The sequence below is a fragment of the Vibrio sp. 2304 genome (genome assembly GCF_033339475.1).
Classification (GTDB): domain Bacteria; phylum Pseudomonadota; class Gammaproteobacteria; order Enterobacterales; family Vibrionaceae; genus Vibrio; species Vibrio alginolyticus.
In genome coordinates this window covers 43,862-57,790 of record NZ_JAWOUQ010000004.1, presented here as the reverse complement: position 1 = coordinate 57,790, position 13,929 = coordinate 43,862, and the positions used below count along the sequence as shown (strand labels likewise).

Annotated in this window: 16 protein-coding genes; 1 reads left to right on the top strand and 15 read right to left on the bottom strand. The window is 45.7% G+C overall.

Annotated features, from left to right (window positions below; translation table 11 throughout):
• Window positions 1-186 precede the first annotated feature (186 nt).
• Complete coding sequence (locus R7P64_RS09720; protein ID WP_047104363.1) at window positions 187-1,503, top strand: outer membrane protein transport protein; 1,317 nt, start codon at window positions 187-189, stop codon at window positions 1,501-1,503.
• Between the two features lie 74 nt (window positions 1,504-1,577).
• Here the strand turns inward: R7P64_RS09720 and R7P64_RS09715 are convergent, their stop codons facing one another.
• The 15 genes from R7P64_RS09715 to R7P64_RS09645 all read right to left on the bottom strand — a co-directional run bounded on the left by R7P64_RS09715 (window position 1,578) and on the right by R7P64_RS09645 (window position 13,924).
• Window positions 1,578-2,351: a VacJ family lipoprotein gene (locus R7P64_RS09715; RefSeq protein WP_213973461.1), complete on the bottom strand. Its 774-nt coding sequence runs from the start codon at window positions 2,349-2,351 to the stop codon at window positions 1,578-1,580.
• A 216-nt stretch (window positions 2,352-2,567) separates the two neighbouring features.
• Window positions 2,568-3,782: a c-type cytochrome biogenesis protein CcmI gene (gene ccmI / locus R7P64_RS09710; RefSeq protein WP_213973462.1), complete on the bottom strand. Its 1,215-nt coding sequence runs from the start codon at window positions 3,780-3,782 to the stop codon at window positions 2,568-2,570.
• On the bottom strand, window positions 3,782-4,267 hold the full coding sequence (locus tag R7P64_RS09705) for a cytochrome c-type biogenesis protein (protein ID WP_005380519.1): 486 nt from the start codon (window positions 4,265-4,267) through the stop codon (window positions 3,782-3,784). The genes ccmI and R7P64_RS09705 overlap by 1 nt, the downstream gene beginning before the upstream one ends.
• Window positions 4,264-4,818: a DsbE family thiol:disulfide interchange protein gene (locus R7P64_RS09700; RefSeq protein WP_005380518.1), complete on the bottom strand. Its 555-nt coding sequence runs from the start codon at window positions 4,816-4,818 to the stop codon at window positions 4,264-4,266. Before R7P64_RS09700 ends, R7P64_RS09705 begins: the two co-directional genes overlap by 4 nt.
• 1 nt (window position 4,819) lies before the next feature.
• Window positions 4,820-6,796 (bottom strand): heme lyase CcmF/NrfE family subunit, encoded by a 1,977-nt coding sequence (locus R7P64_RS09695; protein WP_017635943.1) that lies wholly within the window; start codon window positions 6,794-6,796, stop codon window positions 4,820-4,822.
• Window positions 6,793-7,278, bottom strand: coding sequence for a cytochrome c maturation protein CcmE (ccmE, locus tag R7P64_RS09690; RefSeq protein ID WP_005380516.1), 486 nt, complete (start codon window positions 7,276-7,278; stop codon window positions 6,793-6,795). The genes R7P64_RS09695 and ccmE overlap by 4 nt, the downstream gene beginning before the upstream one ends.
• A complete protein-coding gene (ccmD, locus tag R7P64_RS09685) occupies window positions 7,275-7,481 on the bottom strand; it encodes a heme exporter protein CcmD (RefSeq protein ID WP_005380515.1) in 207 nt (68 codons plus the stop codon). The genes ccmE and ccmD overlap by 4 nt, the downstream gene beginning before the upstream one ends.
• An 11-nt stretch (window positions 7,482-7,492) precedes the next feature.
• A complete protein-coding gene (locus R7P64_RS09680) occupies window positions 7,493-8,236 on the bottom strand; it encodes a heme ABC transporter permease (RefSeq protein ID WP_005380513.1) in 744 nt (247 codons plus the stop codon).
• A gap of 109 nt (window positions 8,237-8,345) precedes the next feature.
• Complete coding sequence (gene ccmB, locus R7P64_RS09675; protein WP_005380512.1) at window positions 8,346-9,014, bottom strand: heme exporter protein CcmB; 669 nt, start codon at window positions 9,012-9,014, stop codon at window positions 8,346-8,348.
• Window position 9,015: 1 nt separating this feature from the next.
• Complete coding sequence (gene ccmA / locus R7P64_RS09670; RefSeq protein WP_005380511.1) at window positions 9,016-9,633, bottom strand: cytochrome c biogenesis heme-transporting ATPase CcmA; 618 nt, start codon at window positions 9,631-9,633, stop codon at window positions 9,016-9,018.
• Between the two features lie 286 nt (window positions 9,634-9,919).
• Window positions 9,920-10,414: a DUF2802 domain-containing protein gene (locus R7P64_RS09665; protein ID WP_025998721.1), complete on the bottom strand. Its 495-nt coding sequence runs from the start codon at window positions 10,412-10,414 to the stop codon at window positions 9,920-9,922.
• A gap of 13 nt (window positions 10,415-10,427) precedes the next feature.
• The gene (locus R7P64_RS09660) at window positions 10,428-10,922 is read right to left on the bottom strand and encodes a chemotaxis protein CheW (protein WP_005380507.1); all 495 of its coding nucleotides are present in this window, start codon (window positions 10,920-10,922) and stop codon (window positions 10,428-10,430) included.
• Window positions 10,923-10,957: 35 nt separating this feature from the next.
• Entirely contained in the window at window positions 10,958-12,034 is a 1,077-nt protein-coding gene (locus R7P64_RS09655) for a chemotaxis protein CheW (RefSeq protein WP_318123431.1), read from the bottom strand.
• A complete protein-coding gene (locus R7P64_RS09650) occupies window positions 12,024-12,803 on the bottom strand; it encodes a ParA family protein (RefSeq protein WP_005380505.1) in 780 nt (259 codons plus the stop codon). The genes R7P64_RS09655 and R7P64_RS09650 overlap by 11 nt, the downstream gene beginning before the upstream one ends.
• Window positions 12,804-12,811: 8 nt before the next feature.
• Window positions 12,812-13,924 (bottom strand): protein-glutamate methylesterase/protein-glutamine glutaminase, encoded by a 1,113-nt coding sequence (locus tag R7P64_RS09645; RefSeq protein WP_025767174.1) that lies wholly within the window; start codon window positions 13,922-13,924, stop codon window positions 12,812-12,814.
• Window positions 13,925-13,929 lie beyond the last annotated feature (5 nt).

Here is a 13,929-nt window from a genome sequence, read left to right as displayed (position 1 = left end):
TAGGACGCACAGCTGTTCGCTGAATTCCGTTTACAAGCCTTTCACAGTTAGATTATTAAACCGCAAAAATAACATTTGAAAGGATAATATTTCAAAAGACCACTTACGCTGGATTTTCATTTCTAAAGTAAAAACTCTACCTTTAAACTTTCGTCCCACGTTATAAACAAATCAGCGAACATTCGAATGAAAACCAACAAGACTCTTCTATCAACAGCAGTGGCATTAAGCCTACTTGGCACAACGGGCATGGCTAACGCAGCAGGTTTCCAACTTGCTGAATATTCTGCAACAGGCCTAGGTCGAGCATATGCTGGTGAAGCTGCAATGGCTGACAACGCAAGTGCACAATGGCGTAACCCAGCAATGCTAACTTATTTGGAAGGCACTCAAGTGTCCGTTGGTGCAATCTATGTGAACCCAAATATTGATATTGAAGGTGATGTAAACTTCCACGGTAGCACTTCTTCTGCATCTTCAGATGACTTCGCACATGATGCAATCATTCCAAACTTCTACCTATCACACCAATATAATGAGAAATTCGCGATTGGTTTGGCATTTGGCACCAACTACGGCATGGAAACCGATTTAGGTAAAGGCTTTGGTGCATCGCACTTCGGTAACGAAGCAAGCGTAACGACAATGGAAGCGAACTTAAACGCAGCTTACAAAGTCAATGAATCAATCAGCGTTGGTGGTGGTATCCGTTACATCATCGGCGAAGGCAGCTTTGGCGCAGCAGCTCCTAAGAATAACGTTGTAGGGTTAAATCCTGAAACTAATCAACCAATCAGTGTTCCTCAAGGTACCGCTCTAAAATACATGGAAGGTGACGATACCGCTTGGGGCTGGCAAGTTGGTACAGCATGGCAGATCAATGAAAATAACCGTATCGGCTTCGCGTACAAATCTGAAGTTGAACTGAAGCTTGAAGGCCATGCTGAAGGTCTTGGTTTTGGCTTCGGCACTTCTGAACGCGACAACGGCTACATGTATCTAAACCTGCCTGCAACGGCTGAGTTGGCAAGCTTCCACCAAGTAACAGACCAACTTGCATTACACGCAAGCGTTAACTGGACGGATTGGAGCTCTTTCGAGAAATTGGAAGCACGTCTAGATACTGCTGGCACGCATATGGTTAAAGTAGAAAACTGGGAAGACAACTATCGCTTTGCTGTTGGTGCTACTTACCAGCTTGATCCTAAGCTAGCGCTACGCACTGGTATTGCATACGATACTTCAGCGGTAAGCGACAAAAACCGTACGATCACTATTCCAGAAACTGACCGCACTTGGCTAAGTATTGGCGCAACGTACGATTGGACGAAAGACTTCAGCCTAGACGCTGGCTTCACCTATATTTTTGCGAAAGACGCACCAATCGTTGAGTCTCGTGGTTACAAGTCAGACGACACTGCAGAACAAGTCGGTGGCCAATTCGTAGGCGAAACTACGGGTAATGTTTGGCTAATCGGTGTTCAAGCAAACTACCGTTTCTAACCAAGCTGCAAAATACAAAAAAGGCTTAGCATCAGCTAAGCCTTTTTTCATTTCTCTATTGTGAAGAACAACGCTTAAAACTCTTCTAGATATTCATCTAAATACTCTTCTTCTTCGATGTTAACTTCTTCTACCGTTTCAACTTCTGCTTTAAAGTTTTGACGCTGGATATAAACATCGCGAGTTAGAATATATGGATCCGGCGACGAGTCTAGCTGCGCTTCTTGCGGTACTAATAAAGCACGCTTCTCCATTCCTTCAAACGCCCACTTACCCAAACTCGCCCAGAAGTTGAGATAAGAGAGGGGTAAATACGTACTATCTACGGTATCTGTCACTTCACGTAAGGTATACGGACCATAACCTGGAACCATGAAGTAAGGACCATTTCCAACACCATAGTGGCCTACTACATCACTGAACGCTTTCTCGTCGTACTTCGTAATACCCGCGGCACTTGCAATATCGAATAAACCGAAAATACCGAACGTCGAGTTAATCCAAAAACGGTTAAAGTGGTCCACGGCTTTCGTACCATTACCCATGATTAAGTTATTAACCATGCTTGCTGGCTCATCTAAGTTCGATAAGAAGTTAGCAATACCAGAACGAATAGGAACTGGCGTGTATTCTACATACGCAAGTGATACAGGACGAACCAAATACGGATCTAAATATTCGTAGTTGAGTTCCCACATGGTTCGGTTAAAGCCTTCCAACGGGTCATACACATCAGAAGTCGTTTGATTTGTTTCTTGTCCTGTTACTGCTTCATCCGGCGCACTTGAACAGCCAACCAGTCCAACGGCTAACAGCAACAAGAAGGTAGATTTACCCTTGTTATACATTTTATTTTCCATAACGACTATTAATGTACCTAAGTCACCCCGATTAACCATAGTACGTATGTTGAGCAGGATACATAGTAAAGATGACTCAGATATGGGAATAAATAAAGGCCAGCAATCGCTGGCCTTCGGTATTCTACTCGATCGTTTAGAGTCATACCACTAAAGGCAACTGACTCTACCTCGTTGTCATGTTTCAGAGACAGATGTTAACAATTAATACTGCTGATCAATGGTCACTTCTACTGGTGCGCCAAATTCAACGACGTCACTTTCTCCGTGCCAATCTTGATCACGCGTTGCTACGTTACCGTCAGAATCTACACGCACACGGACGATGAGCTTATCGAGTGTAGATAACTTTTGCCCTTGCATCATGGCATTGCCATCATCTAATACGACTGTGCGAGGGAAAGTACCTAGCGGATAACGAGCAGCAGCCACAGGCATTGGGGAGCCATCTGAACGATGTACTGACACAATCAGAACTGCGTTTGGATCCAACTGAGCATTTGGTGCCACATTAATTGTCACAGCTACACTCTTATCCGGTGAAACCGCTTCGCCCATTTGCTTACGAGCACTCTCAATACTGCGTGACAACATCTCGTAGCGACTATCTTCTGGACCAATCATTTGCTGCATGACTCCCCAGTACTTGATGGCAGCCGGGAAGTCTTGACGCTCAAACGCATCGAACGCTAACAAAGAAAACACACGCAGATCGACATAGTCTTGCTGCATCAGCTTGCCGAGTAATGAGCGAGCCGTCGCTTGATCCATTTCCTCTTGAGACAGCATCAGAGCTTGTGCATAACCCAACATCACATCTGGGTCTTTTGGCTCTAGGCGGTACGATTTTTCCATCGCATCGATAGCTGTGGTGACATCACGATTTGCTAACGCAATACGACCTAGCAGTAACCAACCTGTCGAGTCTTCCGGCTGGTAATGTAAGCGAGTTCGAAGGGCAAGGGTCAAATCCGCCATTTCATCGTCACTCAGCGGCTCAGAAGAAGCCGACATCAGCTTTTTCGATAACTCAGGTAGATTTGCAGACACTTCTTGCCATTGAACAATATCGTCTGACGCGCCAAATTTATAATACAAACCATAGCTCAGCACCACCGTCAGAATTACCGATGGAACTAAAACCGCGATTGGAGAAACCTTGGTTTCTTTTTGCGCTTTATCACCAGGGATATCGTCAAGCAGTGATTGCTTTAGATCAGAAATCAGTTCGTCTTCACTTTCAACTAGACCTTCGTCAGTTTCTTCTGCAAGCTCAGATAGTCGGTCTTTATAAAATGCCTTGTTAAGCTCATCGCGTAACACATCATCATTGTTCGCTTTTTGTTTAAGCAGCGGCAAAGCCACCAGCGCACAAGCAATAAGCGTGAGAACAACGGTGGAAATCCAAAATAGTGTCATTACTTCTTATCTCCGTTGTTCTCTTCTTCAAGCAATGCTTTTAAACGAGCTTCTTTTTGCTCATCCCATTGCTCGTCACTGCTCGCTTTTGCCTTAACTTTAGATTTACGGCTACGCAGCACAATCAAACCAAAACCACCCAGTACTACAGCGAGTGGCCCTAGCCACAAAATCGCAGTCGCGACCGTAAATGGTGGGTTGTAAGTCACGAAGTTACCGTAACGGGCGATCATGTAATCAACAATCTCATCTTTGGACTTACCTTCTTTGGTCATTTCGTACACCTTATGGCGTAAGTCCTGAGCAAGTTCAGCGTTAGAATCCGAGATCGTGTTGTTCTGACATTTAGGGCAACGGAGCGTATGGCTTAACTCTTTGAACTGCTGTTCTTGTTCCAAATTATCAAACTCGTACACTTCAATGGCCGCATGAGCAGCAAGAGATAATGTCATCGCAGCAAAAACGGCAAGAATTAGCTTTCTCATTGCTTCGCCTCCTCAACCAATTTGTTGTAAAGCGGCTCCAGTGTTTCTGACCAATTACGTGGGTTTACATCCCCTACATGGCGATAGCGAATCACACCATTTGCATCAATAATGAATGTTTCTGGAGCACCATAAACGCCAAGGTCAAGGCCAAGCATACCACTGCCATCAAATAGGCTGATCAAGTACGGGTTGCCGAGATCATTCAGCCAACCTATTGCTTTATTACGATCATCTTTGTAATTCATACCGATGATCTTAACGCCCTTACCCGCCAATTCGTTTAGGTATTTATGCTCTGCATAACACGTTGGGCACCACGTTGCCCAAACGTTCAAGAGCAACGGTTCACCTTTAAAAATTGATTGGTCGTACTGTTTTCCAGGCTCAGCCAGGTCTTCTAAATGAAATTCAGGAACTGGCTTGCCAACCAAAACCGACTCCAATTTAGTTGGATCATCGCCCTCTTGGTTACGCATTAATTGGGTTGCGAAAATGCCCGCTAGAATCATGAAAGCGACAAGCGGAATAAATAAGATTTTCTTATTCATGTTATGCCTCCTGCTCTTTTGACTTCGCGTTTTTCTTCGGCGATTTACGGAAGCGGTAGCGTTTATCAGAAATCGCTAGTGCGCCGCCTAATGCCATAATCAAAGAGCCAGCCCAAATCCAACGAACGAACGGTTTATAGTAAATACGAACAGCCCAAGATCGGTTGTCGTCTAAACGTTCACCCATTGCAATGTATAGGTCGCGGCTAATACCGCGGTCAATGGCTGCTTCAGTCATCATAGACTTAGCCGTACGGTAGAAGCGCTTCTCTGCGTGAAGCGTATTCACGTATTTGCCATCGTGTGTGATCTCAAAGTCTGCGATGTAGCCATCGTAGTTTGGACCATCTTTATCACGCAAGCCTGAGAAGTAGAAATCATAGCCTTGAATTTGGAAGTGTTCGCCAGGTGCTAAACGTACATCACGCTCGATGCTGTAGTTCTGTACCATCGCAATACCGATAACAGATACCGCCAGACCAACATGACCCAACATCATTGCCCAGTGGCTACGTTGCAGCTTGCGAACACCTTCACTAAAGCTATGACGGTGCGTTGCGCGCTCGTACAGTTCAAAGCCATGCATCGCAATAATCCAAATCGCCATCACCCAACCAATGTAAGCCATGGTTGAGAAGAAATCGGCAAACAGGTACACGCATAGCGCGGCCAAGGCGAAAGCAAGCACACCTGAAACGAGCATTGGTTTCACAAGTTTAGATAAATTGTCTCGCTTCCAGCGAATAAGAGGACCAATACCAAGCAGAAAAGCAAATGGCATCATTAACCACGCAAATAGCATGTCAAAGAATGGCGCACCGATAGAGACCGACCCCAAACCAAGCTGCTTGTGTACGAGCGGCAACAGTGTCCCCACTAACACCACAACAAGAGCGGCGATAAGTAATACGTTGTTGGCTAAGAGCGCATTTTCACGTGAGACTAAGTCGAAGTTACCTCGTACACGCACTGCTGCCCCTTTTACGGCAAACAGCAATAAAGAGCCGCCGATAACGAAAACGAGGAAGCCTAGAATAAACATACCGCGCGACGGGTCAGACGCGAACGCGTGCACCGATACTAAAATACCGGAACGGACTAAGAAGGTGCCCAACAAACTCAACGAAAATGCAGAGATTGCCAATAGTACCGTCCACGCTTTAAATGTGCCGCGTTTTTCTGTCACGGCAAGAGAGTGCATTAATGCGGTACCCGCTAACCAAGGCATGAATGATGCGTTTTCTACTGGGTCCCAGAACCACCAGCCACCCCAGCCAAGTTCGTAGTAAGCCCACCAAGAACCTAGTGCGATACCAAGTGTTAAAAATACCCATGCTGCGGTTGTCCAAGGACGAGACCAACGAGCCCAAGCCGTATCAAGGCGTCCGGTCATTAGGGATGCGATCGCAAAAGAGAATGCAACCGAGAAACCAACATAGCCCATGTAAAGCATTGGCGGGTGAACAATCAAACCAGGGTCTTGAAGCAGAGGGTTCAAGTCACGTCCGTCAACCGGGAAGAACGGTAACGTACGTAGGAATGGGTTCGACGTCAGGATGATAAACAGTAGGAAACCCACTGAGATCATGCCCATAACAGCAAGTACACGTGCAACCGACTCTTGCGGCATACCACGACTAAACGTCGCTACAGCGACAGTCCAAGCAGCTTGGATTAAAACCCATAGCAAAAGTGAACCTTCGTGCGCACCCCATACTGCGGTTAAACGGTAGTACCAAGGAAGCTGACTATTCGAGTTGCTCGCTACATACTGTAACGTGAAGTCGTTGGTATAAAATCCCCAACATAAAATGGCGAAAGAGAACAACAGCATCAGGAACATAGACCAAGATAGCGGTCGCGCTGTGTTCATGAGCATGGTGTTATTATTCGATGCTCCCCACAATGGCAATACGCTCAACAACACTGCCATTGCAAGCGAAAGAATGAGAGCAAAGTGACCGATTTCAGCAATCATTGGCCGCTTCCTTGTTTCTGTTCGGTGCTGTATTGAAGCGGTTCATGCGTTTTCTTCATCGCTTCTGCAATTTCTGGTGGCATGTATTCTTCATCGTGCTTCGCTAGGACCTCAAATGCCTCAACTGTCGTGGCATCTTTCAGTACACCTTGAGCAACAATACCCTGCCCTTCACGGAACAAGTCAGGAAGAATACCGTCATAGGTAATCGTCACTTTCGGACCGACATCGTGCAGGTCAAAACTCACTTTCAAAGAATTAGGATCTCGACGAACTGAGCCCACAACCACCATTCCACCGATACGCAGACGCTGGCCTACTTCTGGCTTGGTGCCATCTGGCTTACCATTAACCAATTCCGTTGGAGTGTAGAAAAGGTCCATATTTTGGTTAAGCGCATAAAGTATCAAACCAATGGTGGCACTAATACCGATAAAGATCGCTAGTACAATACCTAGCCTCTTTTTACGTCTCGGGTTCATAAGGTGTTCTCCATGTTCTTCGCTGCGTCGATACGAGCTTGACGGTCAATTTTTGCTTTCACTTCTTTCAATAATGCATCACCGCGGCGAAGGCTAGTGATCAGAAGAATCAGCATGGATAAGAAAGTAATACCAAACGCACTCCATACGTATGATGCGTAGCCACCCATGGCAAAAAAGTCGCTCAGAGATTCAAAATGCATAATCAGTTACCTCACTGAGTTTGTTCTGTTGCGAGTTTGCGCACCCAAGGGCGGTGACTTTCTTTACTGATGATTTCGTTACGAAAACGGACCATCGTCACGGCACCAAAGAAAAACGCAAAGCCAAAGATGTTCAGCAATAACGGCCAAAGCATGTCGGATGAAATAGAAGGTTGTTCAAATTTCGTGATCGTCGCACCTTGATGAAGCGTGTTCCACCATTCCACGGAAAAGTGAATGATAGGTAGGTTTACTACGCCTACGATCGCTAAAATACCAGCAGCTTTTGCGGCGGTTTTTTGATCGTCAAACGCATGGTAAAGCGCAATCACACCAAGGTAGAGAAATAGAAGAATCAATTCAGATGTAAGACGGGCATCCCATACCCACCAAGTGCCCCACATAGGCTTGCCCCAAACAGCACCTGTAAGTAGAGCAATAAAAGTAAATACTGCACCAATCGGAGCCATCGCAAGTGCCGCCATATCAGATAGGCGAACTTGCCATACTAGGCCAATAAATGCAGCAATCGCCATCGACATATAAACGCCCATAGACCAAATAGCTGATGGGACATGAATGTAGATAATTCGGAAACTGTCACCTTGTTGGTAATCTGAAGGCGCAAATGCAAGCCCCCAAACCGTACCAACCGATAAGCATACGAGGGCCAATACAGAAAACCAAGGCAGAAACTTACCACTCAAACGATAAGCTGCTTCTGGCTTGGCATAAGGATGTAGCCATTTCCACATGTTTTGTTCTCACTCTTACTTCAGGGACACTGTCTAAAGGGTTGAGACCGTAGCAGTGCTTTAATAATAATTCTTTGATCAAGCGCCGCTTCATTGGCACTTTATTGAGTTAGTTAACACTAACTCGTAATGCGGCACTGATGGCAAAAGGCGTTAATGTCATCGCCCCCATTAGCATCGCACCTAAAATCGCTAGTTGACCGTTATACGCCATACCGAGTGCGGCAGCATCAATTGCCGATGTTGCGAAAATCAAAATTGGGATGTAGAGCGGAAGAATAAGCAAACTCAAAAGAACGCCACCCTTTTGCAACCCAACAGTCAACGCCACACCAATGGCGCCAATAAAACTTAGTGTTGGTGTACCGATCATCAAGGTTAATACAACCGATAGCCAAGTATTGAAGTCGAGCGAAAGTAAAACCGCCAATAATGGGCTAATTAAAATCAGAGGTAACCCTGTTAACAACCAATGTGCTATGACCTTTGAAACCACTACAAGTTGCAATGGAATCGGCATTAGCATCATTTGTTCTAGTGCACCGTCTTGAAAATCATCACGAAATAGACGCTCTAATGATAATAAGGCGGACAGCAATGCGGCAACCCAAACGATGCCCGCTGCAATACGTGCTAACAAATTAGGTTCTGGTCCAATACTCAGAGGAAAGAGAGTAATGACAATAATAAAGAACCACAGCGGGTTCAGAATGTCTGCCTGACGGCGAAATGCGATTAGGAGCTCACGACGAATGATGGTGGTCATCGAGGAAATCATATCAGTCACCCAGCTTTATTTTTCTAAGTTTCGGGCTGTCCGCAAACATATCTTGATGCGTCGTCAACACAACAATACCACCATTATCAGCATGGCTTGCGAACAAAGATTCAAGCACCTTGACACCTTGCTTATCAATGGCAGTCAACGGCTCATCTAAAATCCATAAAATTTGCTTACTGAGCCATAACCTTGCCAATGCGACTCGTCGTTGCTGACCTGCGGAAAGTTGTGCTACAGGCACATCTTCTCGGCCAGCTAATCCTACTTGAGTCAAAGCGATGAAGATTTCTTCGTCTGAAGAGCGATTATTTTGAATAGATTGATAAAAACGTAAGTTTTCTAATGCGGTAAGCTCTCGTTTCACTCCTGTTTGATGTCCTAAGAAAAGCAGATCTTGATGGAAAACATCACGAGATTTTTCAACCTCTTCGCCTTTCCATTTAATGACACCTTCTTCTCTATCACCTAACCCTGTCACAATCCGTAGCAATGTAGTTTTACCAGTACCATTACGCCCTTCGATCTGGACCAATTCACCAGGCTTAATTTCAAACTGCAGGTTTTCAAACAGAACCCTTTCATCACGGATCGCTGTCAGGTTAGATACTTCTAACATAGAGCTTCAACTAAAAAATGAACGAAGCGCTATATTAGCACAGCTTAGTTATGACAAAACAGGATAAGAGGGCTGGGATGTATGTAAGTTCATGTATTTTTGTTAATTAATCGTCACACTTTAATAAAATTAACTATAAGTAGTTATAAGCTCTCATTTTAACTTGGGGAGCGAGTGCTAAGAATGAAGAGAGCTCAAGGTAACCTAGGGCTGTATTGCAAAAAGATAATTAGTAACCGAACACAAAAAAAGAGGCTTATCGCCTCTTTTTATCGCTTTAAAACCTTTAGCGTCGACGACGTCCACGCGCTGGATATTCTGCGTCATCTGATGGCTGACCACTTAATGGTGGAATCTTCTCTTTCCCCGCCAGTTTCTTCTGCAGTGAAAGCATCAACTCAGCTTCGGCTTTTGGTAGTTCGCACTCTTCAATCAGCTCGTTGATATCAGCGCCAAGCTGTACCATTTTAGAAGCGCGACTGTACAAGCGACCATCAGTATCAGCGTGTTCGAGTTCGCGAATTCTCTCGTTTAAGTGCTGAATAATGTCCTGTTGCTCCGTCACTTTTTGCCCAAGACCAACGACAACCGAGCGCACTTCGAGTAACTGCTTACTCAACTTTTGCACTTCTTTATCTGCGTGTCGAGATTGAGCTCGTTGTTGGTCTAACTGCTTTTGTAACCCAGAGCGAATCCGCAGTTGCAAAACAACCAAAACTAACACAATAAAAGCGACGCCACCCGCAAGGAATGGAGCAGATAAAAGAGTCTCTTCAGCCATCATCATTCAGCCATTAAAGGTGAGCCATCTCGTCCCACTCGTCATCTGTTAGCAGCTTGTTCAAATCCACAAGGATAAGAAGCTTGCCGTCACGGTTGCTCACACCCTGGATGAACTTCGCACTCTCGTCGGTACCAACAGAAGGCGTCGTATCAATTTCAGAAGAACGCAGATAAACGACTTCTGCCACGCTATCTACTAAGATACCAATCACTTGACGCTCAGACTCGATCACAATAATACGAGTGTTGTCAGTGACTTCGCCTTCCATCAGGCCAAAACGTGAACGTGTATCGATAACAGTAACTACATTACCGCGTAGGTTGATGATACCAAGTACATAATCTGGTGCACCTGGAACAGGGGCAATTTCAGTATAACGAAGTACTTCACGAACTTGCATTACGTTGATGCCGTACGTTTCTTCTTCTAGCTGGAACGTCACCCACTGAAGAACTTCGTCATTCGATGCATCTTTCTTCACTTCTACTTCAAAAGCTTGAGACATAGTTAATCCTCGTTAATGTCGTTCCCGACTTAAATCTAATTCAGTGATTTGACATCTAAACCGGCGTTTAGCATGTCAATGAGCGCCTGGACATGAATTAAGGCACACATTTTTTCTTTTACCATGCCCGCTAGCCAAGGGCGTTTACCCGCCTGCTCACGCCAGCGAACCTTGTCGATATTAAGCGTTTCAGTCCCCATTAATTGGTTACTGGCCAACCCCCACATGCTCTCACCAAGCATGACGACATATTGGTAGTTATCTTTATAGCTATCATCACGAAGCTTATCTGCCATCACCCATTTCGCGGTATCGACGACATCAAACTGCTGCTCGCGATTTGTTTGTAGCCCCAAATACCAGGCGGGTTTTCCTATCAAATGGTTAAGCTCGCTAATGCGATGAATACCACCTAACTCATCAAGAGGTACAGCAAACGTGACACCATTCACATCAAAGTAAAGAACTTGGAAGTCCTCACTTCGCTTCGTGCTTTCCCAGACCGTTGGTATATCGGAATCTGCTTGTGTTTCGAGTTCAGTATCGACGTTCGATTCTATATTGATACTTTGTTCGATCACTGCGTGAGGTTCATCCACCTCTGGTTGCGCTTCCTCAAAAACTGGCTCATCAATCACCCAGTCCTGTATTTCCTCAACACCCTGAAGCTCAGGCACCTCACTAAAGGTTTGTACCTCAGGCTCAGCCGCTTTTATCTCTGCTGCAATATCAATCGTATTTTGTTCAAGAATACTATCAATATCCAACTCAGCCACTGGGTTGCTTGCTTCAAGCTGACTTAATAGCCTTTGAACATCTTCCAGGTTTGGAGCTTCCAACTCTGGCGGATATGTTTCTTGAAACTGGTACGTTTCTGGCTCCGAGTATTGTAGCTGTAATTCTAGCTCTGGCTCTGGCTCTGGCTCTGGCTCTGGCTCTGGCTCTGGCTCTGGCTCTGGCTCTGGCTCTGGCTCTGGCTCTGCAGATGATACCTCTTGAGCCAACAGGTCAAGGTCTTCCTCAAGAGTCGTTATTTCAGTTTCATCATCCAGTAATGCATTAAAGTAGTCATCAAGTGCTTGTTCACTGGACAGCACATCATTACTGCTCATCGAACGCCAACCTCTCCAGATAAATCAGTAGCTGTTTATAGGCAAACACACCACGACTACCAGATGCAAAATGCGACGCTGGCAAGTGCTTTAAACTGGCATCGCGGAACTTGGTATCAATAGGCACCGCTGAGGTCCACACTTGATTTGGGTAATCTTTTTTCAGTTGCATCAATGTCTGCAATGACGCTTTCGTGCGCTTATCGTACATGGTTGGGACGATAGTCACTTTGAAACCGCCCGGGCGAGATTTTTGCATAATGGTTAGCGTACGCATCATGCGCTCTAGACCTTTCATCGCCAAAAACTCTGTTTGAACAGGAATCAAAATTCGGTCACTGGCTGCCAACGCGTTCACCATCATCACGCCAAGGATTGGCGGACAATCAATCAACACATAGTCATAGTCTTGTGAGACAGTTTGCAGCGCCCGTTTTAAGATTAATCCCATACCACTGCGATTACCCATTACGCGATCAAGCGTGGCAAGGGACATATGCGCGGGAATGATATCCATTCCTTCCAGCTCTGTTTCTAAAATCAACGGTTTAACCGTCTCACGAGAAAACGTCTTCAACTGGAATAAATCAAATAGGCTCGAAGTTACTGCATCAGGATCATAACCGAGATAAGTAGTCAGTGAGGCGTGAGGATCAGTATCAACCATCAATACTCGATGGCCTTTCTGGCTCAATAAGCCCGCCAATGTCACTGTTGAGGTGGTTTTACCCACGCCTCCTTTCTGGTTAGCTACACTCCAAACAATCATGATGAATCCTAAGCTAGGCCAACTTCCACCAACATGCGTTCAGCAATGCGGTCAAGCGGTAAATCTTCTGAAGAAATGCCTGCTTTAGCAACCGCTTGGGGCATGCCATAAACAACACAACTTTCTTCATCTTGTGCCCAAATTGTTGAGCCTGCAGACTTCAACATGCGAGCGCCCTCACGACCGTCTGCACCCATGCCTGTCAACACTAAAGAGAGCACTTTGTCGCCATATACTTTTGCGGCAGAACCAAAAGTCACATCCACACATGGTTTGTAGTTCATGCGGTCGCCGCCATCAATAATGCGAAGACGAGCAGCGCCCGCTCGTCCATCCACCATCATTTGTTTCCCACCTGGTGCAAGGTATGCCACACCGGGCTGTAACACATCGCCATCTTGTGCTTCTTTCACTTGAATCTTACACAAGGTGTTCAAACGGCTGGCAAACGCAGCAGTAAACGTTGCTGGCATGTGTTGAATCAATACAATCGGATGCGGATAGTTCATCGGCAAACGCGTCAGAATTTTTTGTAGAGCAACGGGGCCACCTGTTGATGTGCCAATTGCCGTCAGTTGATACTTCTTACCAGAAGCACGGTACTTTGTCGCAGCAGGTCGAGTTGGTGTTGGAGTCACAGGTGAAGCCGTTCTTGAACCTAATGATCGAGTAGTCGTGCTGGTACTCGCTGTTGGGCGAGCGATAGGTCGACGCATGAAAGCGCGCTTCGAGGCAATCTGAATCACACGCTGTTGAAGTAATGACACCGCTTCTTCACGGTTACGCGCAATGTCCTCAAACTTTTTCGGTAAGAAGTCCAATGCGCCCGCATCTAGCGCATCAAGCGTAGCTTTCGCCCCGTCGTGGGTCAGGGACGAAAACATTAGAATTGGCGTTGGAGCAGCGGCCATAATTTCACGTACAGCTGTAATGCCATCCATCACTGGCATTTCAATATCCATCGTGATGACGTCAGGTTTGAGAGATTTGGCTTTCTCAACCGCCTCTCTACCATTTACCGCAACGTCAATCACTTCTAGGCGCGATTCTGAGTTGATGATTTCGCTCACGCGACGTCGGAAAAAACTCGAATCATCAACGACTAGTACTTTAATCGCCATCTTAT

Coding starts and splice junctions, on each gene's coding strand:
- R7P64_RS09660 (WP_005380507.1), bottom strand. CDS start 10,922: ATGTCTCAAGCTTTTGAAGTAGAAGTGAAGAAAGATGCATCGAATGAC.
- R7P64_RS09715 (WP_213973461.1), bottom strand. CDS start 2,351: ATGTATAACAAGGGTAAATCTACCTTCTTGTTGCTGTTAGCCGTTGGA.
- ccmE (WP_005380516.1), bottom strand. CDS start 7,278: ATGAACCCGAGACGTAAAAAGAGGCTAGGTATTGTACTAGCGATCTTT.
- R7P64_RS09650 (WP_005380505.1), bottom strand. CDS start 12,803: ATGATTGTTTGGAGTGTAGCTAACCAGAAAGGAGGCGTGGGTAAAACC.
- ccmA (WP_005380511.1), bottom strand. CDS start 9,633: ATGTTAGAAGTATCTAACCTGACAGCGATCCGTGATGAAAGGGTTCTG.
- R7P64_RS09705 (WP_005380519.1), bottom strand. CDS start 4,267: ATGAGAAAGCTAATTCTTGCCGTTTTTGCTGCGATGACATTATCTCTT.
- R7P64_RS09655 (WP_318123431.1), bottom strand. CDS start 12,034: ATGAGCAGTAATGATGTGCTGTCCAGTGAACAAGCACTTGATGACTAC.
- R7P64_RS09720 (WP_047104363.1), top strand. CDS start 187: ATGAAAACCAACAAGACTCTTCTATCAACAGCAGTGGCATTAAGCCTA.
- R7P64_RS09680 (WP_005380513.1), bottom strand. CDS start 8,236: ATGTGGAAATGGCTACATCCTTATGCCAAGCCAGAAGCAGCTTATCGT.
- R7P64_RS09645 (WP_025767174.1), bottom strand. CDS start 13,924: ATGGCGATTAAAGTACTAGTCGTTGATGATTCGAGTTTTTTCCGACGT.
- R7P64_RS09695 (WP_017635943.1), bottom strand. CDS start 6,796: ATGATTGCTGAAATCGGTCACTTTGCTCTCATTCTTTCGCTTGCAATG.
- R7P64_RS09700 (WP_005380518.1), bottom strand. CDS start 4,818: ATGAATAAGAAAATCTTATTTATTCCGCTTGTCGCTTTCATGATTCTA.
- ccmB (WP_005380512.1), bottom strand. CDS start 9,014: ATGATTTCCTCGATGACCACCATCATTCGTCGTGAGCTCCTAATCGCA.
- ccmI (WP_213973462.1), bottom strand. CDS start 3,782: ATGACACTATTTTGGATTTCCACCGTTGTTCTCACGCTTATTGCTTGT.
- ccmD (WP_005380515.1), bottom strand. CDS start 7,481: ATGCATTTTGAATCTCTGAGCGACTTTTTTGCCATGGGTGGCTACGCA.
- R7P64_RS09665 (WP_025998721.1), bottom strand. CDS start 10,414: ATGGCTGAAGAGACTCTTTTATCTGCTCCATTCCTTGCGGGTGGCGTC.